The sequence below is a fragment of the Pseudomonas rubra genome (assembly GCF_028656935.1).
GTDB lineage: Bacteria > Pseudomonadota > Gammaproteobacteria > Pseudomonadales > Pseudomonadaceae > Aquipseudomonas > Aquipseudomonas rubra.
In genome coordinates this window covers 34417-56265 of sequence record NZ_JAMDGZ010000063.1, presented here as the reverse complement: position 1 = coordinate 56265, position 21849 = coordinate 34417, and the positions used below count along the sequence as shown (strand labels likewise).

Sequence of the window (21849 nt, the reverse complement as noted above, 5' to 3'; positions counted from 1 at the left end):
GCTTGCCCCGCGATGAGGCCAGTTCAAGCAATACATTAGGTGCTGACCAGATTACGATCGCTGCGCGCACGAATCGCGGTGCAATCAACGCCCAATTATGCCAATGCAGTTATGATACCCGGCTCAACACATCAAAGGACTGATCATGCACGACTCCTCTTTACCACAGCGCTTGTTTGCGATTGCCGCGATCATTGTCGCGGCAGCGGGCGGCTTTTTTTTCGTCCTCATTCTGCTCAGCCCAGGGGGTCCTTTCCCAAGCCTTGGCGGTGAACTTGCGAAATTCACCCTGGGTGTCACCAACGCCTTGTGCCTGCCTCTGGTCGGCACTTACTGGCTGCTTGCCGGAAAGCCGGCAGGCGCCGGTACGCTCCTGATTTTACAAGGCATCGGGTTGCTCGCGTTTATCGCATGGTTTGTCTCGGCGCTTTGAAGTTGCTGGTGTCTGCAATATAGCCACTGGCACTATTGGCTCGGGTTCATCACCCAATTGGGTTCTTCAGTTTCATACTTTTTTTATATATCTTTCGTGAGCTGCCGACTCAACAAGGAAAATAATAATGAGGTACAGAGGCGCACACTACTGGGCTTGGGCAGACTGCCAACTGCACAGCCAGGCGCACGAAGAATCTTTGGAGTCCGGACTTACACTTGATGTCAAAGCGCGTGTGTCGCGCAGTGGAAGTACTCAATTGTTTCTCGGGGTTTATACCCGTGCCGGTCTGCCCATTGTCGAGGAGTATCACGACCGGCTCGTCGAGATCGGTGTAGCCCGGGCAATTGTCTGGGGTGTCAAACGCTGCCGGGCGATTGCCGCCGAAGTCATCGAACTCGATGAGCAGCCCTCCCTGATGGTTCACGCAGGGTCGCGCGCGATCACTCCGGCATCCTGAGTACGTACGTTGCCGACCGCAGGGCTGACCGGGCACCCCGAGATTGACGGCGCCAGCGCTTGGGCTTATACAGGCGCCCCATGCTGGCGAGGCTACAGGACTTTGAGATGAACGACGACGATCTGGACATCCACGAACCCGAACACGATCACCTGCTTGACCATGAGTTTTTCGAGGATGATGACGCGCTGCAGGACGAGGTCAATCCACTGTTTGATCCGCACGACGATGACGATGACGAAGAGGATGACGATGCACTCTGGGATGAAGGCGTAGACACCCTCGACGATCTTTAGGTGCCAGCCAGCTAGCCGGTTGGCACCCGTAGGTCGAGTGTCAGCGGCCGTCCAGCGAGAAGCGTCCGGCGCCGGTGAGCGAAAGCAACAGCAAGCCGCCAACGATGCTCATGTTCTTGAAGAACTGCACGGTGTTGGCTGCCTTGGCGGGCTCGACCATGGTCCAGAATGGATGGCCGATCAGCGCGGTACCGATCACGAACAGGGCAAACAGGAAGGCCAGGGGGCGGGTGTAGAAACCCAGGATAAGAAGGATGGCGACGAAGAACTCCATGATCACCGCCACCGCCGCAGCGACCGTTGGTGCCGGGGCACCCAGGGAGGCCAGGTAGCCGACCGTACCCTCGAAGCCGGTAAGCTTGCTCCAGCCGGACATGACGAACAGGATCATCAGCAGAATACGCGCCAGCAGGATTATCACGTCGCGCTGGTTATCGAACAGGGTATAGCGCATGGCGGCCTTCCTTCGTTGTTGGGCAATTTTACCTTAGCAGTTGTCGGAAGGGTGTGTGGCGGGCCCCGGGTAAAAAGGGCATAAGGGCGCGGCAGGACAAACGCCAGACAGCAAAAAGGCGCCTCGAAGGCGCCTTTTCAGAAGATGGTGCGAGTGGCGGGACTCGAACCCGCAAGGCTCACGCCGGCAGATTTTAAGTCTGCTGTGTATACCAATTCCACCACACTCGCACTGGGTTGAGGAAAATGCCATTGCTCCCTCAAACAAGCGAGCTTTATAACCCATCGTTATATTAGAGTCAACCGCGTGCTGGCAGCGCCTGAACAGGCCGACTAAGTTTTAGACCAACGCAGGGAATCGCTTCCGGCGTGTGTTGTCATATCCTGACAAGTCACGTGCGGCTTCGTGGGGCAACCATGGTCTCGTCCGATTCCGAACTTCATGTCATGCATGCCAGTCGCTACGAGCAACTGGTCCAGACCGTTGTCGATTACGCCATCTACATGCTCGACCTCGAAGGCCATGTGGTGTCCTGGAATGCAGGGGCCCAGCGGATCAAGGGCTACCGAGCGGACGAGGTGATCGGCAAGCATTTCTCGTTGTTTTTTACCCCCCAGGACTGCGCCGATGGCAAGCCAGCCCGGCTGCTACAACGGGCCTTGAGCACCGGCGGTGCCCAGGACGAAGGCTGGCGCATGCGCAAGGACGGTACGCTGTTCTGGGCGCTGGTGGCGCTGGACGTGATCAGGGCACCCGATGGCGAAGTGGTGGGGCTGGCGAAGATTACCCGCGATATCACAGATCGGCGCGACGCCGCACTGCAGCTCGATGAAGTCCGCGCCCAGCTGTTCCAGTCACAAAAGCTTGAAGCCCTGGGCCAACTGACCGGGGGCATGGCCCATGACTTCAACAACCTGCTCACGATCATCATCGGTTCGGCCCGGCTGGCCCTCAACAGCCGTGATCCGCAGCGCACCCAACGGCTGCTGGAACATATCCTCGATGCCGGCGAGCGCGGTAGCCAGATGACCCAGCAATTGCTCAGTTTTGCCCGGCACAAGGCATTGCGTTTCGGCCGCGTGCGGGTCGCCGACCTGGTCGAGTCGACCCGACTGCTACTGGGCCAGACCTTGCCCAAGGCCGTGAACCTACAGGTGATCATGGCAGACAACCTGTGGGACGTCGAAGTCGACGCCGGGCAACTGCAGATGGTGCTGCTCAACCTGATCTTCAATGCCCGTGATGCCATCGATGGCGAAGGCTTGATCATCATGCAGGCGCACAACCACGAACTGCAGGGCATCCCCGACGGCCTGGTGGGGCGCTATGTGTGCATCAGCGTCAGTGACAGCGGCCGGGGGATCGACAACCTGGTACTGCCGCGCATCTTCGAACCGTTCTTTACCACCAAGAGCTTTGGTAAGGGCACCGGTCTGGGCCTGAGCCAGGTCTATGGTTTTGCCAAGCAGAGCAATGGCACGGTCAGTGTCAGCAGCGAGGTGGGCAAGGGCACGCGCATGAGTGTCTACCTGCCGGTCTATACCCTCGCCGCTGATTCGCAACTCAACCCCTGACGCAAGAGGCTCAGCATCGTGGAACCACTTGAACGCCTTGTCACAGGAATTCCCGGGCTCGACGCACTGCTCAAGGGCGGCTTGGTGGTCGGCGCCTCGTACATCGTTCAAGGGCGACCGGGTTCGGGCAAGACCATCCTCGCCAACCAGCTGGCCTTCAATCACGTAGCCCAGGGCGGCCGTGTGCTGGTGGCGACGCTGCTGAGCGAATCCCATGAGCGCCTGTTCCAGTACCTGTCGACCCTGAGCTTTTTCGACCCGACGAAGATCGGCGGACAGTTGCAGTTCGTCAGTGCCTTCGACACCCTCGAACAGGAAGGCCTGGATGAAGTGGTGAAGCTGCTGCGCGGCGAGATCAGCCGCCATCAGGCCAGCTTGCTGATTGTCGATGGCCTGCTCAATGCACGCTCGCGGGCGGAAACCCCGCTGGATACCAAGAAATTCATCGCCGAACTGCATGGCCATGCCGCGTTTGCCGGCTGCACCGTGCTGTTTCTCACTAGCTCGCGGCTTGAGGACGGTAGCCCGGAACACACCATGGTCGATGGCGTCATCGAGCTGGGTGAGGAGTTGTACGGAAGTCGCTCGGTGCGCCGTATCCAGCTGCGCAAAACCCGTGGCAGCGCTGCGTTGTCGGGTATTCATGAATGTGAAATCACCGAGGACGGCCTTCAGGTCTACCCGCGGCTGGAGTCGCTGTACAGCTACCCCAGTGGGCTTGGCAGCGGCGAGTTGAGCCGGGTGCCCAGCGGCATCCCGGTATTGGACAGCCTGCTGGGCGGTGGCCTGCCAGCGGCCTCGGTGACCCTGGTGATGGGACCGTCGGGCATTGGCAAGACCTCGCTGGGCGCAAGCTTTCTGGGCGCCGCAACCGTCGACGCACCGGCCCTGCACTTCGGCTTTTACGAAACCCCGCAACGTCTGCGCCTGAAGGCTCGAGCCCTGGGTCACGACTTTGCCGCGCTGGAACGTAGCGGCGCCTTGCACATTGCCTGGCAGCCGACCACCGAAGGCTTGCTTGATGACGTTGGCATGCGCCTATTGCGTAAGGTCGATCAACACCAGATCAAACGCGTGTTGATCGACAGCCTGGGCGCGTTTACCCGGCTGGCGACACATCCTGGCCGGCTCAACGAATTCTTCCGCGCCTTGACGGGCGAGTTGCGCGCTCGCGATGTCACCGTTCTGGCCACTTGGGAGATGCGCGATATCTTTGGCTCGGAAATAAATGCACCAGCGCCTGACCTGTCGAGCATCGTTGATAACCTGTTGTTGATGCGTTTTGTCGAGCTTGAGTCCGAGCTCAAGCGGCTACTGTCGATTCTAAAGGTGCGCGACAGCGACTACGATCCGGCCCTGTTGGAACTGATCATCAGTGACCACGGTATCGATCTGCAGAAAGCCTTCAACCAGGCCACGGCTGTGATGTCTGGATCGGCGACGCCGGTACCCGGGTCATGAGACGCAGGAAGGCAAGGCCATGAAGACCATTCTGGTCGTTGACGATGAGTACCTGATTGCCCAGATTCTTGGATGGGCCCTTGAGGATGCAGGTTTTGACGTGGAACTGGCCGGCAATGGGCACAAAGCCCTGGAACTGTTGAAAGGCAAGCGGGTCGAGCTGGTAATCACCGACTACATGATGCCGGGGATGAATGGCGAGGAGTTGGCCACAAGCATTCGCGCAGAGCCGCAATGGCAAGGCGTGTCGGTCATGCTGATGAGTGGGGCGCAGGCTTACAGGGGACGGGAGGCTCCCGCGCTGTTCGCTGCAGTGTTCGACAAGCCCTTCGATATCGATCAACTGATCGCCAAGGTCAAGGAACTGGTCGGCACGCCTGAAGCACCTTGAGACCTGGTCGGCAGCCAGCTGGGGGCTGTCAGGGCAGGATCAAGCGCATCCGTGCGGCTTGAGTCAGCTGGGGGCTGTTTAGTGCTCGTCGCCTCCTTTCTCCGGTGCCGGGCTGCCGGCCTGAATGCGTTTGAAAATTTCTTCGCGGTGCACCTGTACATCTTTCGGTGCATCGATGCCAATCCTCACTTGCATCCCTTTGACGCCCAGAATGGTGACTTTGATGTCATCGTTGATGACGATGCTTTCGCCAACCTTGCGGGTGAGTATCAGCATGTATATCTCCTTGGTAACGTAAGTTGCCTTGCAGGCGTTGCCCGCACAAGCCGGGATCACACGGAGGTGTTTCCCTCTTTCCCTTCATTAAAGACGCTTTCGGCGGATATTAATTCCCCCGAACACAGATTCTGTAGTGAGAGTCTTTAGTCGCAGGTGCCGATTGGCTGGCCAAGCGATCCCGAACAGCGAGTGCTGCTCGTACCCGCAAGCATAGGGGTGTTGAAGGAATATGGGAAATTTCTCTGCGTGATATAGGAAGTAGGTTGCGCTGAATGCTTTTTCAAGGGGCGGTCAGGTTATCTGGAAACTGCGATGGAGCGCAGGCTCAGCCCAACAGTGCTACCGACTTGATCTGTGCCCACAGCGCCTGCCCGGCATGCAGCTTGAGCTGGTCGGCGGAGTAGCGGGTAATGCGTGCCAGCAGGGTGGTGCCGGCGGCGTCGAGGCTGACCAGCACATGGGCGCTGTTGTCGGCCGGGCGGTGGTGACTGACGGTTACCGGCAGGCGATTGAGGATGCTCGACTGCTGGTCGGCGCCCAGGCTCAGGCTCACATCACGCGCCTGTACTTTCAGGCGCAATGGCATACCGACGGCCAGCGGCTCGTGAGCCACGCGCAGTTGCAGGTCACTGTGCGGCAGTTGCAGGCTGAGCAGTTGATAGTCGCTGTCGTAGGCACTCACCTTGCCCTCTATGATCACCCCGGCGTCATCGCCCTGGGCCAGCGGCAGGTCGAGGCGCGCAAGGGTGGCGGCGATCGGGCCGCTGGCCTGGACCTTGCCGTGCTCCAGCAGCACCAGGTGATCGGCCAGGCGTGCGACTTCGTCCTGGGCATGGCTGACATAGATCAGCGGAATCTCCAGCTCGCTGTGCAGGCGCTCCAGGTACGGCAGGATCTCGCGCTTGCGCGGGCCATCGAGGGCCGCCAGTGGTTCGTCCATCAGCAGCAACTGCGGGCTGCTCAGCAGCGCCCGGGCAATGCCCACGCGCTGGGCTTCGCCACCGGAGAGAGTAGCGGGTTTGCGTTCGAGCAGGTGTTCGATGCCCAGCAGCTCACAGGCCTGTTCAAGGCTGACCTTGCGCTGCCGGGCGGGGATGCGTTTGTAGCCAAAGGTCAGGTTGGCGAGTACCGACAGGTGGGTGAACAGGCTGGCTTCCTGGAACACGTAGCCAATCGGGCGCTGATGCGGGGCGACGAAATGATCGCGGCGCGAGTCTTGCCAGATCTCGCCATTGACCTCGATGTACGCCTGTGGTGCGCGTTCGAGCCCGGCCAGGCAGCGCAGGCAGGTGGTCTTGCCCGAACCTGAATGGCCGAACAGAGCGCTGATGCCGCGCCCAGGCAGTTGCAGGTCGACATCCAGCTTGAAGTCGGCGCGGGCCAGCTGCAAGCGGGCGTGAATCATCGCGGCCATGCTCAGCTCCAGACCGATTTGCTGCGGCGGCTGGAGTACAGCGCCAGCAGCACGAGGAAGGAAAACACCAGCATGGCCCCGGCCAGCCAGTGGGCCTGCAGGTACTCCATGGCCTCGACATGATCGAAGATCTGCACCGAAACCACCCGGGTCTTGTCGGGAATATTGCCGCCGATCATCAGCACCACGCCGAACTCACCGACCGTGTGGGCAAAACCGAGGATGCTGGCGGTGATGAAGCCGGGGCGCGCCAGCGGCAGCACCACATGCACGAACGTGTCCCAGGGGCTGGCCCGCAGGGTCGCGGCCACTTCCAGCGGTCGCTCGCCGATGGCGCTGAAGGCGTTTTGCAGCGGTTGTACGACAAAGGGCATGGAATACACCACCGAACCGATCACCAGACCACTGAAGCTGAACACCACGGTGCCCAGCCCCAGTGCCTCGGTGGTTTGGCCGATCCAGCCATTGGGTCCCAGAGCCAGCAACAGGTAGAAGCCGATCACCGTGGGTGGCAGCACCAGGGGCAGGGCTACCACCGCACCCACCGGCCCGCGCAGCCACGAGCGCGTGCGCGCCAGCCACCAGGCGATGGGCGTGCCGAGTAGCAACAGAATCAGCGTGGTCAGGCTGGCCAGTTTGAAGGTCAGCCAGATGGCACCGAGGTCGCTGGCATCCAGTGGCATCAGATTTGGTAACCGTAGGACTTGATCACGGCGGCAGCTTTCGGGCCCTTGAGGTATTCAACCAGGGCTTTGGCAGCGGCGCTGTCCTTGCCTTTGTTGAGGATCACTGCGTCCTGTTTGATCGGCTCATGCAGGCTGGACGGCACGATCCAGGCCGAACCGCTGCTGAGCTTGCCATCCTTGTAGATCTGCGACAGGGCGACGAAGCCCAGTTCGGCATTGCCGGTGGAGACGAACTGGAAGGCCTGGGTGATGTTCTGGCCTTCGACGATCTTGCCCTTGGTGGCCTCGCTCAGCTTTAGCTTGTCCAGCACCTGGGTGGCGGCCAGGCCGTAAGGCGCCGCTTTCGGGTTGGCGATCGACAGGTGCTTGAATTCGTTTTTCTTCAGTACATCGCCCTTGGCATCGACATAGCCTTCTTTGGCCGACCACAGTGCCAGGGTGCCGATGGCATAAGTAAAGCGCGAGCCTTTGACGGTGTCGCCTTCGCTCTCGAGTTTTGCCGGGGTACTGTCGTCGGCGGCGAGGAACACTTGGAAGGGTGCGCCGTTCTTGATCTGCGCGTAGAACTGGCCGGTGGCGCCATAGGCGGCAACCAGGGTGTGGCCGGTGTCTTTTTCGAAGTCCTTGGCGATGGCCTGGATGGGCGCTGTGAAGTTGGCGGCGACGGCGACCTGGACCTCGTCGGCCCAAGCGCTGTTGAAGGTCATGAAGGTGGCCAGGGCGGCCAGGGCAAAACGCGGTGCGCACTTACTCATGAAAAACAGCTCCACAGGCTGAGGGGTAGTCGTTATATAGGTGAATATATAGCGAATGCCCGACCAACGGGAAGTACTGCTTCAGCGTTTGAGCTGGGCGAGGGCGTCTTCGGCCAGTTTTTGCGTCAATTCGCCAGCTGGCAGTGCCTGGCCCAGTCGCAGAGCCTGACCCGCCCAGAGGTTGCTGAAATCGCTGCTGCCGAGCGGCTCGCTGATCGCCCGCAGCGGCATCAAGGCGCCACCGGCCAGGGGGAAGCGTGGCGCCAGGTCACTCATGGGGCCCAGTTCACGCATGATGCGGGTGCCGATACCGCGCGCCGGGCGTCCGGTAAACAGATTGGTCAGCGCCGTGTCGCTTGCCATGGCGCTGTGCAGGGCCTGGCGATGGGCCGCCGAGACCTTGGCCTCCGGGCAGAACAGGTAGGCGGTGCCCAATTGCACCGCTGAGGCACCCAGGGCCAGGGCGGCAACGATGCCGCGGTGGTCGCCAATGCCGCCGGCGGCAATCACTGGAACCTTCACGGCGTCGACAACCTGCGGCACCAGCGCCAGGGTGCCGATCTGGGTGTTGAGGTCACTGCTCAGAAACATCCCGCGATGGCCACCGGCTTCATAGCCCATGGCAATGATCGCGTCACAACCGTGATCTTCCAGCCACAGGGCTTCTTCTACGGTGGTGGCGCTGGACAGGACCCTGGCGCCCGAGGCCTTGACCCGTTTGAGCAAGCTGGCCTCGGGCAGGCCGAAGTGGAAACTGACCACAGCGGGTTTGAACTCTTCGATCAGGCGACAGGTGGCGTCGTCGAACGGCGCGCGGTTTGACACCGGCGTCGGCGCGTCGAAGTCGGCGCCCAGTTCTTCGTAATAAGGCTTGAGCGCCAGCTTCCAGGCTGCGTCGCGGGCAGGGTCGGGCTGCGGTGGTTGATGGCAGAAGAAGTTGACGTTGAGCGGGCCACGGCTTGCTTCGGCAAAGGCTTGCAGCTCGGCGCGGATCTGTTCCGGGCTCAACGTGGCACAGGGCAACGAACCCAGGCCGCCGGCATTGCTCACGGCAATGGCCATGGCTGAACCGGTAGAGCCGGCCATCGGTGCCTGAAGAATCGGCAGGTCGATGCCGAGCAGATCGAGCAGGCGGGTGTCCGGCCATTGGCTCATGCCTGGGGTTCCTTGTGCTGAGGGGGTTACAGCGCTTTGCTAACCTTTATATCGGTGATTTTACTGGCGTCTTCGCCGTGCAGCGCTTTCAACGCTGCTTGTACCTGCTCAGGTGCATCACTGCTCATCTGGGCGAAATCGAATCGTTGCGCGCCGTCTAGCTTGTACTTGATGACGTACTTGGTGGTCTGGCTCATGGGCTTATCTCAGCTTCGACGACGAACGGCGAATGAACTTGATGGTGTGGGTAAAGGTCGGCTTGGTCACTGCCGACAGGGCCCGTGGGCCGACGGTGTCGATGGTGATGTTCCAGAAGCCGGTGCTGGGCACGGTGATCTTGGCCGGGAAGTCGACGAAGGCGCCACCATGGTAGGTGTGACGGCCGCCGTTCTTGAAGCTGCGGAAGTTGGCGTCGTTCATCAGGCGGATGTTGCAGCGCTGGGAGCAATGGATGACCACGATGTCTTCCTCATTGAGGTGCTCGCGCTGGTGTACGAATTTCATGTTGCACTCCGCAGGGGATCTGTTAGCAAATCAAAACGATACCATGATGTCGGTTACACTGTCGGCCTTCGTGCCAGGCCCAGGATAAAACTGCCAATCAAGGGAGCAAAATGGTCTGCGCGTGGTCCTATCCTTTTTCCGTGGTGGAGGTGTGCTTGATGAAGTGGGTCGTAGCAGCGTTGGCAGTGACGCTGGGTGGGTGTGTCAGTGTCTCGGAGCTGGAAAACAGCCCGGAAACCCTCAATGTGATTTCTGGCAAGAAGCCTGAGGAATACGCTGTTTGCGTGCAGCAGCAATTGAGCGAGTCGCGTGGGCAACTGGCGGTTGAAGAGCGCCACGACGGTCTGCGCCTGGTCGTGCCGCAAAAGGTCGGTGCTGGCCCTGCCGCACTGGTGGACATCGATAAGCGTGGTAGCGGCAGCAGCATCAAACTGTACGAGCGGCTGAACAATTTCCCCCTGCGCCTGGGTGATGTAAAGACTGCGGCGACGCGCTGCATCTCCGGATGATCTCACCTTGAGCTAACCGATTCACCTGGCATCTCGCCATTATTCTTCGTTGTAGCTCACGGCGTATAGGCCTACTATTCATAGGCTTATATTTATTAAGCCTAAGCTTATAACAAGAAAATGGAGCCCGTGATGATCCCACTGGATCGAATCCTGATCAGCAGCCTGCTGCTGTTTTCACTGCCTGCCGCGCATGCCGTCGATGGCCAGAAAATCTTCACCCAGGGCGGCCAAAACCCGGCTGCCATGGCCTGCCTGGGTTGCCATGGCCCGGACGGCAAGGGTATCGCGCCTGCGGGTTTCCCGCGATTGGCTGGCTTGCCAGCGGCTTATCTGAGCAAGCAGTTGCATGATTTTCAAAATGGCAGCCGCAAGCACCCGATCATGGAACCCCTGGCCAAAGCCCTCAGCGCTGAGGAAATCCAGGCGGTAACCGCAGCCTTGGCCGCCATGCCCAGCGAACCGGCCAGCGACCGCCATCGCCAGCAAATGGCCACAGATCCGGCACAGAAACTGGCGCTCTATGGTGACTGGACGCGCAACATCCCCGGTTGCGTGCAGTGTCATGGCCCAGGTGGTGCGGGCGTTGGCGAGCATTTCCCGCCCTTGGCCCATCAGCCTGCGGGCTACCTGGTCGCCCAGCTCAACGCCTGGCGCGACGGCAGTCGTAGTAATGACCCCAACCAGTTGATGGTCGGTGTGGCCAAGGCCATGACCGATGACGAAATAAGGGCCGTGGCCAACTACTTCGCCAACCCCGCCAGCCCGGAGGTCAAGCCATGAAGCCAATGATATTCGTCGCCCTGGCTCTGAGCCTGGGCACTGTCCAGGCAGCGCCGATTGCCATGGAAGACCAGTCTCAACTCAAGACCTCGCCCGCCGCGGCGCCAAGCTTCACGCCGCCAGCGGAAAGCGAACTGCCTGACAATGCCTACGGCAAAATGGTCCGCGATGGCTACGCTTTGTTCGTCGACACTCGTAGATTGATGCCCGAATACGTCGGCAACGGCCTTAACTGCAGTAATTGCCATCTGGACCAGGGCCGCCTGGGTAATTCTGCGCCACTGTGGGGCGCGTATCCCATGTACCCGGCCTATCGCAAGAAAAACGACAAGGTCAACACTTTCGCCGAGCGTATCCAGGGTTGCTTCCAGTTCAGCATGAACGGCAAGCCCCCGGCGGCGGACAGCCCGCAGATGACCGCCTTGTCGGTGTATGCCTACTGGCTGGCGAGCAAGGCGCCCATTGGCGTTGAAAGCGCCGGGCGTGGCTACCCGGAAGTACCGCAATCGGCTGAAGGCTATGACTTCAAACGTGGCGAGCAGGTGTACCAGGCCCAGTGCTCGATTTGCCATGGCGCCAATGGCGAGGGCCAGAAGGTAGCCAAGGACTACGTCATGCCGCCGTTGTGGGGCAAGGACTCCTACAATTGGGGCGCGGGCATGCACCGGATCAACACGGCGGCTTCATTCATCAAGCACAATATGCCGCTGGGTAAGCCTGGCAGCCTCACGGACCAGCAGGCCTGGGATGTGGCGGCCTATATCAACCGTCATGAGCGGCCACAGGACCCACGCTTGGTAGAGGGCTCGATCGAGAAAACCCGGCTGAAGTTTCACGCAAATGATGGTGTGAACCTTTATGGTCAGAAGGTCGAGGGGGTGCTGATCGGGCAGGGTACGTAGGCCGCCCGATAGCCGAACACAGGTGCCGGTGGTCACTCACCGGCGCTATATTTAGGGTCCGGGGGAACTATATCCCTCTGGATTTCTCTATCATGGACTCGGCCGCCCGCTGGTGGGGCATTGTAAGGTGACCGCCGCCTGATTAGACTGCGCCGAATTTCGTACGCAAAGCCCTTGTTAAGGACGTATATGATCAAGAAATGCTTGTTCCCGGCAGCCGGTTACGGCACTCGCTTCCTGCCTGCTACCAAAGCCATGCCCAAGGAAATGCTGCCGGTGGTGAACAAGCCACTGATCCAGTACGGCGTTGAAGAAGCGCTGGACGCTGGATTGAACGAGATTTCCATCGTTACCGGTCGCGGCAAGCGCGCCCTGGAAGACCACTTCGACATCAGCTATGAGCTGGAAAACCAGATCAAGGGTACCGATAAGGAGAAATACCTGGTCGGCATCCGTCGTCTGCTCGATGAGTGTTCGTTCTCCTACACCCGCCAGACCGAAATGAAAGGCCTGGGCCACGCGATCCTCACCGGTCGCCCGCTGATTGGCGACGAGCCGTTCGCAGTGGTGCTGGCGGACGACCTGTGCGTCAACCTCGACGGTGACGGCGTGCTCAAGCAAATGGTCAAGCTTTACAAACAGTACCGCTGCACCATCGTTGCCATCATGGAAGTCGACCCGCAGGAAACCAGCAAGTACGGTGTGATTGCCGGTGACCTGATCGGTGATGACCTGTACCGGGTACGCAACATGGTCGAGAAACCAAAGCCTGAAGATGCGCCGTCGAACCTGGCGATCATCGGCCGCTACATCATGACCCCGGACATCTTCAAACTGATCGAAGAAACCGAGCCGGGCAAGGGCGGTGAGATCCAGATCACCGACGCCCTGATGAAGCAGGCTCAGGATGGCTGCGTGATTGCCTACAAGTTCAAGGGCAAGCGTTTTGACTGCGGTGGCGCCGAAGGTTACATCGAAGCGACCAACTTCTGCTTCGAGAACTTCTACAAGACCGGCAAGGCTTACTGAGTCGTTGGTTGTCTGAGAAAGCCACCTTCGGGTGGCTTTTTTGTTCCCGGCGCGTGAGTCGGGGTATGCTGACGGCCTGGCAAGGAGACTGAAATGGCCTACGATTTTGATCTGTTCGTGATTGGTGCCGGGTCTGGTGGTGTGCGCGCTGCGCGCTTTGCCGCAGGCTTTGGTGCAAAAGTGGCGGTAGCCGAAAGCCGCTACCTGGGTGGCACCTGTGTCAACGTCGGCTGCGTGCCGAAAAAACTGCTGGTCTATGGCGCGCACTTTGCCGACGACTTCGAGCAGGCAGCAGGCTTTGGCTGGTCGCTGGAAGATGCCCAGTTCGACTGGGGCCAGTTGATCGTCAACAAGAACCGCGAAATCGAGCGGCTCAACGGTATCTACCGCAACCTGCTGGTCAACAGCGGGGTGACCCTGCTTGAAGGCCACGCCAAGCTGACCGGTGCCCATGAGGTGGAAGTCGATGGCCAGCGCTACAGCGCCGAGCACATCCTGATTGCCACTGGCGGCTGGCCGCAGATCCCGGACATTCCGGGCAAGGAACTGGCAATCAGCTCCAACGAGGCGTTCTATCTCAAGGACCTGCCCAAGCGCGTGTTGGTGGTCGGCGGTGGCTACATCGCCGTGGAGTTTGCCGGGATCTTCCAGGGCCTGGGCGCCAGCACCTCGCTGCTGTACCGCGGCGACCTGTTCCTGCGCGGTTTCGACGGCAGCGTGCGTGCGCACCTCAAGGAGGAGCTGGAAAAACGCGGCATGGACCTGCAGTTCAACAGCGATATCCAGCTTATCGAGCGCCAGGACGACGGCAGCCTCAAGGCCACCCTCAAGGATGGTCGCGAACTGGTGGCCGACTGCGTGTTCTATGCCACCGGCCGGCGGCCGATGCTCGATAACCTGGGCCTGGAAAACACTGGTGTCGAGCTCGACCCGCGTGGTTTCATCCGCGTCGATGACCTGTACCAGACCACCGCGCCGTCGATCCTGGCCATTGGCGATGTGATCGGCCGCGTGCAACTGACCCCGGTAGCCCTGGCCGAAGGCATGGCTGTAGCCCGGCGTCTGTTCAAGCCTGAGCAGTATCGCCCGGTGGATTACCAGAATATTCCAACTGCGGTGTTCAGCCAGCCACCGATTGGTACCGTCGGCCTGAGCGAAGAGCAGGCGCTAGAGCAGGGCTACAAGGTGCAGATCTTCGAAAGCCGTTTCCGGCCGATGAAACTGACCCTGACCCAGGTGCAGGAAAAGACCCTGATGAAGCTGGTGGTCGATGCCGACACCGACCGCGTACTGGGTTGCCACATGGTCGGCCCCGACGCCGGCGAGATCATCCAGGGCCTGGGCATCGCTCTCAAGGCCGGGGCGACCAAGCAGCAGTTCGACGAGACCATTGGCGTGCATCCTACGGCGGCGGAAGAATTCGTTACCCTGCGTACGCCTTCGCGTTAAGCCGCGCCTAATCGCGGGGCAAGCCCGCTCCTACAGTGTGTATAGGAGCGGGTTTGCCCCGCGATAGCTTCAAACCTTCTATTAATAATCCTGCCTTATAGCCAAAACCAATCAACAACATGAGCTTTGCCAATGAGCATTAATCCAATCCATTGGCTACGATTCTCCCATCAGTTTTTTCAACCCCTGAAGGAGCGTCACTCATGCCTATCATCAACAGCCAGGTCAAACCGTTCAAAGCTACCGCTTACCACCAGGGCAAGTTCGTCGAAGTCTCGGATGCCGATCTCAAAGGCAAATGGTCCGTGGTGTTCTTCTACCCGGCCGACTTCACCTTCGTCTGCCCGACCGAGCTGGGCGACCTGGCTGACAACTACGCGCAGTTCAAAGACCTGGGCGTGGAAATCTACGGCGTGTCCACCGACACCCACTTCACCCACAAAGCCTGGCACGACACCTCGGACACCATCGGCAAGATCCAGTACCCGCTGATCGGTGACCCGACCCACGTCATCTCGCGCAACTTCGACGTGCTGATCGAAGAAGCCGGTATCGCTGACCGTGGCACCTTCGTGATCAACCCACAAGGCCAGATCAAGATCGTCGAACTCAACGACGGTGGCGTAGGCCGTGACGCCAGCGAGCTGCTGCGCAAGGTCAAGGCTGCCCAGTACGTTGCCGCTCACCCAGGCGAAGTCTGCCCGGCCAAGTGGAAAGAAGGCGAAGCGACCCTGGCGCCATCGTTGGACCTGGTCGGCAAGATCTAAGACCGTGAGCCAGCCGAGGGCGGTGGTCTACCGCACCTGACGTTGTCACCGCCCCGCAAAACGCCCGGGCGCTTTCGCCCGGGCGTTGTTATTTCTACCGTTTGAAAAAGGAATCGCCCGTATGTTGGACGCCACGCTTAAAACTCAGTTGAAAGCCTACCTGGAGCGGGTCACTCAGCCGATCGAGATCGTTGCTTCCCTCGATGACGGCGCGAAATCCCGCGAATTGCGCGACCTGCTGGTGGAAGTCGCCGGCCTGTCGAACCTGATTACCCTGCGTGAAGATGGCAGCGACGCCCGTCGCCCGTCGTTCTCGCTCAATCGCCCGGGTGCGGGCATTAGCTTGCGCTTTGCCGGCATCCCCATGGGCCACGAATTCACCTCGCTGGTGCTCGCCCTGCTACAGGTCGGCGGACACCCGTCCAAGGCCAGCGTGGAAGTGATCGAGCAGATCAGCGCGCTCAAGGGTGAGTTCAATTTCGAAACCTACTTCTCGCTGTCGTGCCAGAACTGCCCGGACGTAGTCCAGGCGCTGAACCTGATGGCGGTGCTCAACCCCAATATTCGCCACGTCGCCATCGACGGTGCGCTGTTCCAGGCCGAAGTCGAGACCCGCAAGGTCATGGCTGTGCCCAGCGTCTACCTCAACGGCGAAGTGTTCGGCCAGGGTCGCATGGGCCTGGAAGAGATCCTCGCCAAGCTCGACAGCAGCGCCGGCGAGCGCCAGGCCGAGAAGATCAACGCCAAAGAGGCCTTCGACGTGCTGGTGGTCGGTGGTGGCCCGGCCGGCGCTGCAGCGGCGATCTATGCCGCCCGTAAAGGCATCCGCACCGGCGTTGCTGCCGAGCGTTTCGGTGGCCAGGTGCTCGACACCATGGCCATCGAGAACTTCATCTCGGTGCAGGAAACCGAAGGGCCGAAACTGGCCATGGCCCTTGAGGAACACGTCAAGCAGTACGACGTCGACATCATGAACCTGCAGCGCGGTGAAGCCTTGATCCCGGCAACTGACGGCGGCCTGCACGAAGTGCGCCTGGCCAGCGGCGCCTCGCTCAAGGCCAAGACGGTGATTCTGGCGACCGGCGCACGCTGGCGCGAAATGAACGTGCCGGGCGAGCAGCAGTACCGCAGCCGTGGCGTTGCCTATTGCCCGCACTGTGATGGCCCGCTGTTCAAGGGCAAGCGCGTGGCGGTGATTGGTGGCGGTAACTCGGGTGTAGAAGCTGCCATCGACCTGGCCGGTATCGTCGCCCAAGTGACCCTGATCGAATTCGACAGCCAATTGCGTGCCGACGCGGTGCTGCAACGCAAGCTGCACAGCTTGCCGAACGTGAAGGTGATCACCAGTGCGCTGACCACCGAAGTGCTCGGTGATGGCGAGAAGGTCAACGGCCTGCGCTACAAAGACCGCAACAGCGATGAGGTGCATGACCTCGCGCTGGAAGGGATCTTCGTGCAGATCGGCTTGCTGCCCAATACCGACTGGCTCAAAGGCACGCTCGAGCTGACCCCGCGTGGCGAGATCATCGTCGATGCCCGCGGCCAGACCAACCTGCCGGGGGTGTTCGCTGCCGGTGACGTGACCACAGTGCCGTACAAGCAGATCGTGATTGCGCTGGGTGAGGGGGCCAAGGCTTCGTTGGCGGCCTTTGACCACCTGATCCGCACTTCGGCGCCGGCCTGACGGGCCTTATCGCGGGGCAAGCCCGCTCCTACAGACTATGTAGGAGCGGGCTTGCCCCGCGATTGCTTCAGTGCGCCCCAGCAGCCTTGTTCAAATCACTTGGGGCCCATTGGCTGTACACACAGGCATCCGCCACTGCCCAACGCACCTTGACGCTATCGCCCGGCTGCATCGGCATTCCCGCCGCTGACAGCGCTTTGACGGTCATTGCCGTGCCGCCGTGGGTTACCACGCTGCAGGTCTGGCTCTCGCCCAGGAACAGCACTTCCCCGACCCTCGCCGTTACCTCGTTCCAGCCCGCTGGCAAGGCCTCGCGCGCCGCTTGTTCAGCACTCAGGGCCAGGGCCTTTTCCGGGCGCACCATCAGCAGCACTTCCTGACCTTCAGCCAGCCCCGGCGTCAACCGCATCGCCAGCGGCTGCCCCTCGAAACTGGCCGCGCCATTGCCATGGGCCTTGACCCGCAGGAAGTTGGAGTTGCCCAGGAACGAGGCGACAAAGGCATTCGGCGGGTTCTGGTAAAGGTCATAGCCCGTGCCCAGGCCGACGATCTTGCCGTGGCTGAAGATGGCGATGCGCTGGGACAGGCGCATGGCTTCTTCCTGATCGTGAGTGACATAGACGATGGTGATGCCCAGGCGCCGGTGCAACTGCCGCAATTCGTCCTGCAGGTCTTCGCGCAGCTTTTTATCCAGCGCCCCCAGCGGTTCGTCCATCAGCAGGATGCGTGGCTCGTAGACCAGTGCCCGGGCAATGGCCACCCGTTGTTGCTGGCCACCAGAGAGTTGCGCCGGCCGGCGCTGGGCAAAGCTGTCCAGTTGCACCAGCTTGAGCATGGCGTCCACTTGCCGGTCGCGCTCGGCGGCGCTGCGCTTGCGGATGGCCAGGGGGAAGGCGATGTTGTCGCGCACCGACAAGTGCGGGAACAGCGAGTAGCGCTGGAACACCATGCCGATGTCGCGCTTGTGCGGCGGCACGTTGACCAGGGAGGCGCCGTTGACCAGAATCTCGCCGCTGCTAGGTGTCTCGAAGCCTGCGAGCATCGACAGCGTGGTGCTCTTGCCCGAGCCGCTGGAGCCGAGGAAGGTGAGGAACTCGCCGTCCTGGATGTCCAGGCTGATGTCGTCGACGGCGGCAAAGTCGCCGTAATGCTTGTTCAGGTTGCGCAGGCTGACCAGGGGTTTGGCCTGTTGTTCACAGAGGACTGCACTCATCTTGTTGTTCTCCAGGCGCTCAGGCGCTGACCGGGTTGCGCCGGCGCAGAGCGGCGGCAATCATCATCACCAGCACCGACAGGCCGATCAGCAGCGTCGAAGCGACGGCGATCACCGGGGTCAGGTCCTGGCGCAGGGTGGTCCACATTTTTACCGGCAGGGTCTGCAGGTTGGGGCTGGCCATCATCACGCTGAGCACCACCTCGTCCCACGACACCAAGAAGGCGAACAGGGCACCGGCGATCATCCCCGGGCGAATCGCCGGGAAGGTCACCTTGACGATCGCCTGCAACCTTGAAGCGCCGCAGATCACCGCGGCGTCTTCGATCGACTGATCGAACAGTTTCAGCGAGTTGATGATCGAGATGATGGTAAAGGGCAGGGCGACGATTACGTGGCTGACCACGAAAGAAAACAGCGTGCCGGTGTAGCCGAGCTTGAGGAACAACGCATACACCGCCACGGCGATGATCACCAGCGGCACGATCATCGGCAGGGTGAACAGGCCATAGAGCATCTCCCGCCCAGGGAAGCGCCCGCGCACCAGGGCAAAAGCGATGGGCAGGCCCAGGGCCACGGCAAACACCGTGGTCAGCAGCGCGACCTTCAGGCTGGCCAGGGCCGCCTCCATCCACTCGGCGTTGGAGAAGAACTGGCCGTACCACTTCAGTGTCCAGCCCGGCGGCGGGAACACCAGCCACTGCGATGAGCCGAACGACAGCAGGACGATAAACACGATCGGCAGCAGCAAGAACAGTGCGATCACCCCGGTGGTGGTGTACAGGCCCAGGCGCAGGCGCCGACTCATGGCATTGGGTGTCAGGAGCATCTTGGCTTACCTCGCGTTACTGTTGCCGACCGGGGATTCCGGTTGCAGCTTCAGGTAGAAGTAGAACAGCACCAGGGTGATGGCGATCAGCAACGCGGCGGCGGCACTGGCCAGGCCCCAGTTGAGGAACGACTGCACCTGCTGGACGATGAACTCGGGCAGCATCATATTCTGTGCGCCACCGAGCAGCGCCGGGGTCACGTAGTACCCCAGGGACATGACGAACACCATCAGCGCCCCGGAAAACAACCCGGACCGGCACAGCGGCAGGAACACCTTGAAGAAGTTGCTCCAGGGGCTGGCCCCGCAGATGGAGCCAGCCTGCAGCACCATCGGATCGATCGCCTGCATGGTGGCCTGCAGGGGCAGGACGATGAACGGGATCATGATGTAGCTCATGCCGATCACCACGCCGGTGAGGTTGTGCACCATCTCCAGCGGCGCATCGATGATGCCGATGGCCATCAACGCCTTGTTGATCACCCCTGAAGCCTGTAGCAGCACCAGCCAGGAGTAGGTGCGGGCGAGCAGGCTGGTCCACATCGACAGCAGCACGATATTCAGCAGCCAGCGGCCCCAGCCACGTGGCACCAGGGTGATCGCCCAGGCCAGGGGAAAGCCCAGCAGTACGCTGATCAGGGTGACCAGGCCGGCCACCGAAAAGGTATTGAACAGCACCCGGGCGTAGGCCGAGTTGGCGAACAGTTGCTCATAGTTGCCCAGGCCCGGAACGGGTTCGAGCACGCCGCGCAGCAGCAGGCCGATCAGTGGCGCAAAAAAGAACAGGCCGAGGAACAGCAGGGCCGGCAGCAGGTTGCGGCTGCCGCGCCAGCGTACACGCAGTGGCGGCGAGTGCTTCATCGCAGCTCCCTTGGTGCCGGCCGCGGCGCCGGACGGGGTTTGCAGGGCGTTGATGGCGACTTTCATTTGACCAGCCACTCATTCCAGCGGGTCGCGATTGCCTGGCCGTTCTTGGCCCAGTAGGCGAAATCGAGGGTCACCTGATCCTGAGCGTAGGCGGTCGGCAGGTTGGGCGCGAGCTCGGGCTTGAGCAGGCTGATGCTGTCGAGGTTGACCGGCGCGTAGGCGGTGAGGTTGGCAAAGTCGGCCTGGCCCTGGGCGCCACTGGCATTGGCCAGGAACTTCATGGCCGCGTCCTTGTTTTTCGCGCCTTTTGGGATGACCAGGAAGTCGGCCATGACCAGGTTCTGTTTCCAGCTCACGCCGACCGGCGCGCCATCTTGCTGCAGGGCGTAGACCCGGCCGTTCCAGAACTGGCCCAGGCTTGCTTCGCCTGAGGCCAGCAACTGCTGGGACTGGGCACCGCCGCCCCACCAGACGATGTCTTGCTTGATGGTGTCGAGTTTCTTGAAGGCGCGGTCCAGGTCCAGCGGGTAGAGCTTGTCGGCAGCGACGCCATCGGCCAGCAGGGCCAGTTCGAGTACGCCAGGGCTCGGCCATTTGTACAGGGCACGTTTGCCGGGGAAGGCCTTGGTGTCGAACAGCGCGCTCCAGTCCTGGGGTTTGTTGGCGCCGAGCTTGCCCTCGTTGTAGCCGAGGACGAAGGAGAAGAAGAACGAGCCGACGCCGTGATCGGAGACGAATCGCGGGTCGAGGCGATCACGCTTGATGCTGTTGAAGTCCAGTGGCTCAAGCAGGCCTTCGCTGGCTGCGCGCAGGGCGAAATCTGCTTCGACATCGACCACATCCCACTGCACGTTGCCGCTTTCGACCATGGCCTTGAGCTTGCCATAGTCGGTAGGACCGTCCTGGACCACGCGGATCTTGCTGCTGGCGCTGAACGGCTCGGCCCAGGCCTGCTTCTGCGCATCCTGGGTGGTGCCGCCCCAACTGACGAAATTCAGGCTGTCGGCGGCCAGGGCGGCCTGGCAGGTCAATGTCAGCAGGCTGGCAGCCAGCACTGCGCTTGCGCGATTGGAAAACAGCATGGGTACGCCCTCGTTTCTTGTGTTTTGAGCGGGCTTGGCACTGCCCGCCTTGTAGTGGGGAGCATCAGCAGATTTCTAGGTCTACGGGATATCATATTATGGTATTCCAAGATTTTGACAAGAGCCCGCAGGCTACCGGCTATCACCCGGCACCGGGGCGGGGCGCGGATGCCTGCAGCAGAGCCTTCGCGGTCGACCGTCTATAGTGAAGTCATGTTTTTGCGCGGGAGCCATTGCCATGGAATTGATCAGTCGCGAGCCCTGGTGGCGTAATCCGCCCAAGCCGGGTCAGCACGAACAGGATCTGGAGTGGGGTTATCTGGAGATCTACAAGGATGGCCATGCGGTGTTTGTCGACCAGCGTCCGAGTGACAAGGAACTGGCCGAGCGCAAGAGTTGCCGTAATTTTCCCGAGGCAGATGGATAGCTTCTAAAAGGCAATGCCGAACGCTCCTTATTGGTATACCGTAATACGAAGTATCCAGAGGGAGAGTGTGCAATGAAGGCTTACTGGATTGCCCATGTCGATGTCAGCGACCTGGAGCAGTATCAACAGTACACCCAGCGGGCGCCGGCGGCATTTGCCGCCTTTGGTGGCAAGTTGCTGGCCCGTGGTGGGCGCAGCGAGGCCATGGAAGGCAGGCTGACGCCCCAGCGCAGTGTGGTGATCGAGTTCGAATCTTACGAACAGGCGCTGGCGTGCTACCGGTCGGATGCGTATCAGCAGGCGTGTGTATTCAGGCAGGGGGTGGCGAGGGCCGAGGTGATTATTGTCGAGGGGGTATGAGGGACTATGCGGCTATGCCGAGTTCGTCATCGCACGGGGCTAAAGAGATCAAGTCGGCGCCAGCGGGTTTAGGGCAGGCTGGACAG

The 21849-nt window shown here is 61.0% G+C and carries 27 protein-coding genes and 1 tRNA gene; 15 read left to right on the top strand and 13 right to left on the bottom strand.

Going from position 1 to position 21849, the window contains the following annotated elements; genetic code table 11:
• The first annotated feature begins 145 nt into the window (after positions 1 to 145).
• From M5G17_RS24395 to M5G17_RS24385, 3 genes are all read left to right on the top strand, one after another.
• Complete coding sequence (locus tag M5G17_RS24395; protein WP_273895421.1) at positions 146 to 433, top strand: hypothetical protein; 288 nt, start codon at positions 146 to 148, stop codon at positions 431 to 433.
• A gap of 235 nt (positions 434 to 668) precedes the next feature.
• Positions 669 to 893, top strand: a complete 225-nt coding sequence (locus M5G17_RS24390; protein WP_337993352.1) for a hypothetical protein — start codon at positions 669 to 671, stop codon at positions 891 to 893.
• Between the two features lie 107 nt (positions 894 to 1000).
• Positions 1001 to 1189: a hypothetical protein gene (locus tag M5G17_RS24385; protein WP_273895419.1), complete on the top strand. Its 189-nt coding sequence runs from the start codon at positions 1001 to 1003 to the stop codon at positions 1187 to 1189.
• Positions 1190 to 1229: 40 nt separating this feature from the next.
• Here the strand turns inward: M5G17_RS24385 and M5G17_RS24380 are convergent, their stop codons facing one another.
• Both M5G17_RS24380 and M5G17_RS24375 read right to left on the bottom strand, forming a co-directional pair.
• On the bottom strand, positions 1230 to 1643 hold the full coding sequence (locus M5G17_RS24380; RefSeq protein WP_273895418.1) for a DoxX family protein: 414 nt from the start codon (positions 1641 to 1643) through the stop codon (positions 1230 to 1232).
• Positions 1644 to 1788: 145 nt separating this feature from the next.
• Positions 1789 to 1873 (bottom strand) — tRNA-Leu (locus M5G17_RS24375).
• A gap of 186 nt (positions 1874 to 2059) precedes the next feature.
• Here M5G17_RS24375 and M5G17_RS24370 point away from each other — a divergent pair.
• From M5G17_RS24370 to M5G17_RS24360, 3 genes are read left to right on the top strand one after another with little or no spacing between them, the layout of a single operon-like run.
• Positions 2060 to 3217: a two-component system sensor histidine kinase NtrB gene (locus M5G17_RS24370; protein WP_273895417.1), complete on the top strand. Its 1158-nt coding sequence runs from the start codon at positions 2060 to 2062 to the stop codon at positions 3215 to 3217.
• A gap of 18 nt (positions 3218 to 3235) precedes the next feature.
• Positions 3236 to 4678 carry an ATPase domain-containing protein gene (locus M5G17_RS24365; protein WP_420793365.1) on the top strand — a complete coding sequence of 481 codons (1443 nt, stop codon included), beginning with the start codon at positions 3236 to 3238 and terminating at the stop codon, positions 4676 to 4678.
• Between the two features lie 19 nt (positions 4679 to 4697).
• Entirely contained in the window at positions 4698 to 5069 is a 372-nt protein-coding gene (locus tag M5G17_RS24360; protein WP_130264985.1) for a response regulator, read from the top strand.
• A 78-nt stretch (positions 5070 to 5147) separates the two neighbouring features.
• Here the strand turns inward: M5G17_RS24360 and csrA are convergent, their stop codons facing one another.
• The 7 genes from csrA to M5G17_RS24325 form a co-directional block, all read right to left on the bottom strand.
• Complete coding sequence (gene csrA, locus M5G17_RS24355; protein WP_010223936.1) at positions 5148 to 5345, bottom strand: carbon storage regulator CsrA; 198 nt, start codon at positions 5343 to 5345, stop codon at positions 5148 to 5150.
• A 328-nt stretch (positions 5346 to 5673) separates the two neighbouring features.
• Positions 5674 to 6762, bottom strand: a complete 1089-nt coding sequence (gene modC, locus M5G17_RS24350; RefSeq protein ID WP_273895416.1) for a molybdenum ABC transporter ATP-binding protein — start codon at positions 6760 to 6762, stop codon at positions 5674 to 5676.
• Between the two features lie 2 nt (positions 6763 to 6764).
• A complete protein-coding gene (gene modB, locus M5G17_RS24345; protein ID WP_273895415.1) occupies positions 6765 to 7445 on the bottom strand; it encodes a molybdate ABC transporter permease subunit in 681 nt (226 codons plus the stop codon).
• Positions 7445 to 8203, bottom strand: a complete 759-nt coding sequence (gene modA, locus M5G17_RS24340; protein ID WP_273895414.1) for a molybdate ABC transporter substrate-binding protein — start codon at positions 8201 to 8203, stop codon at positions 7445 to 7447. The genes modB and modA overlap by 1 nt, the downstream gene beginning before the upstream one ends.
• An 81-nt stretch (positions 8204 to 8284) precedes the next feature.
• On the bottom strand, positions 8285 to 9358 hold the full coding sequence (locus M5G17_RS24335; RefSeq protein ID WP_273895413.1) for an NAD(P)H-dependent flavin oxidoreductase: 1074 nt from the start codon (positions 9356 to 9358) through the stop codon (positions 8285 to 8287).
• A 26-nt stretch (positions 9359 to 9384) separates the two neighbouring features.
• A complete protein-coding gene (locus tag M5G17_RS24330) occupies positions 9385 to 9555 on the bottom strand; it encodes a hypothetical protein (protein WP_165392219.1) in 171 nt (56 codons plus the stop codon).
• A 4-nt stretch (positions 9556 to 9559) separates the two neighbouring features.
• Entirely contained in the window at positions 9560 to 9862 is a 303-nt protein-coding gene (locus M5G17_RS24325; protein WP_273895412.1) for a DUF1883 domain-containing protein, read from the bottom strand.
• Positions 9863 to 10020: 158 nt separating this feature from the next.
• Here M5G17_RS24325 and M5G17_RS24320 point away from each other — a divergent pair, with 158 nt between their 5' ends.
• From M5G17_RS24320 to ahpF, 7 genes are all read left to right on the top strand, one after another.
• Positions 10021 to 10371: a hypothetical protein gene (locus tag M5G17_RS24320; RefSeq protein WP_273895411.1), complete on the top strand. Its 351-nt coding sequence runs from the start codon at positions 10021 to 10023 to the stop codon at positions 10369 to 10371.
• A 132-nt stretch (positions 10372 to 10503) separates the two neighbouring features.
• Positions 10504 to 11154 carry a c-type cytochrome gene (locus tag M5G17_RS24315; RefSeq protein WP_273895410.1) on the top strand — a complete coding sequence of 217 codons (651 nt, stop codon included), beginning with the start codon at positions 10504 to 10506 and terminating at the stop codon, positions 11152 to 11154.
• A complete protein-coding gene (locus M5G17_RS24310; protein ID WP_273895409.1) occupies positions 11151 to 12056 on the top strand; it encodes a c-type cytochrome in 906 nt (301 codons plus the stop codon). The genes M5G17_RS24315 and M5G17_RS24310 overlap by 4 nt, the downstream gene beginning before the upstream one ends.
• Positions 12057 to 12245: 189 nt before the next feature.
• A complete protein-coding gene (gene galU / locus M5G17_RS24305) occupies positions 12246 to 13085 on the top strand; it encodes a UTP--glucose-1-phosphate uridylyltransferase GalU (RefSeq protein WP_130264976.1) in 840 nt (279 codons plus the stop codon).
• Positions 13086 to 13178: 93 nt separating this feature from the next.
• The gene (gorA, locus tag M5G17_RS24300; RefSeq protein WP_273895408.1) at positions 13179 to 14534 is read left to right on the top strand and encodes a glutathione-disulfide reductase; all 1356 of its coding nucleotides are present in this window, start codon (positions 13179 to 13181) and stop codon (positions 14532 to 14534) included.
• Between the two features lie 203 nt (positions 14535 to 14737).
• The gene (ahpC, locus tag M5G17_RS24295; protein ID WP_130264974.1) at positions 14738 to 15301 is read left to right on the top strand and encodes an alkyl hydroperoxide reductase subunit C; all 564 of its coding nucleotides are present in this window, start codon (positions 14738 to 14740) and stop codon (positions 15299 to 15301) included.
• 121 nt (positions 15302 to 15422) lie between these two features.
• Positions 15423 to 16985: an alkyl hydroperoxide reductase subunit F gene (gene ahpF, locus M5G17_RS24290; protein WP_273895407.1), complete on the top strand. Its 1563-nt coding sequence runs from the start codon at positions 15423 to 15425 to the stop codon at positions 16983 to 16985.
• 67 nt (positions 16986 to 17052) lie between these two features.
• Here ahpF and M5G17_RS24285 read toward each other — a convergent pair whose 3' ends face one another.
• Genes M5G17_RS24285 through M5G17_RS24270 form a run of 4 tightly spaced genes read right to left on the bottom strand, consistent with a single transcriptional unit; the run spans position 17053 to position 20976 of the window.
• Complete coding sequence (locus tag M5G17_RS24285) at positions 17053 to 18198, bottom strand: ABC transporter ATP-binding protein (protein ID WP_273895406.1); 1146 nt, start codon at positions 18196 to 18198, stop codon at positions 17053 to 17055.
• Positions 18199 to 18217: 19 nt separating this feature from the next.
• On the bottom strand, positions 18218 to 19027 hold the full coding sequence (locus M5G17_RS24280) for an ABC transporter permease (protein WP_273895405.1): 810 nt from the start codon (positions 19025 to 19027) through the stop codon (positions 18218 to 18220).
• Between the two features lie 6 nt (positions 19028 to 19033).
• Positions 19034 to 19954 carry an ABC transporter permease gene (locus tag M5G17_RS24275; protein WP_273895404.1) on the bottom strand — a complete coding sequence of 307 codons (921 nt, stop codon included), beginning with the start codon at positions 19952 to 19954 and terminating at the stop codon, positions 19034 to 19036.
• Positions 19951 to 20976, bottom strand: a complete 1026-nt coding sequence (locus M5G17_RS24270) for an ABC transporter substrate-binding protein (RefSeq protein WP_273895403.1) — start codon at positions 20974 to 20976, stop codon at positions 19951 to 19953. The genes M5G17_RS24275 and M5G17_RS24270 overlap by 4 nt, the downstream gene beginning before the upstream one ends.
• 238 nt (positions 20977 to 21214) lie before the next feature.
• Here M5G17_RS24270 and M5G17_RS24265 point away from each other — a divergent pair, with 238 nt between their 5' ends.
• Entirely contained in the window at positions 21215 to 21403 is a 189-nt protein-coding gene (locus M5G17_RS24265; RefSeq protein ID WP_273895402.1) for a hypothetical protein, read from the top strand.
• Positions 21404 to 21475: 72 nt separating this feature from the next.
• Positions 21476 to 21763, top strand: coding sequence for a DUF1330 domain-containing protein (locus M5G17_RS24260; RefSeq protein WP_273895401.1), 288 nt, complete (start codon positions 21476 to 21478; stop codon positions 21761 to 21763).
• The last annotated feature ends 86 nt before the right edge of the window (positions 21764 to 21849 follow it).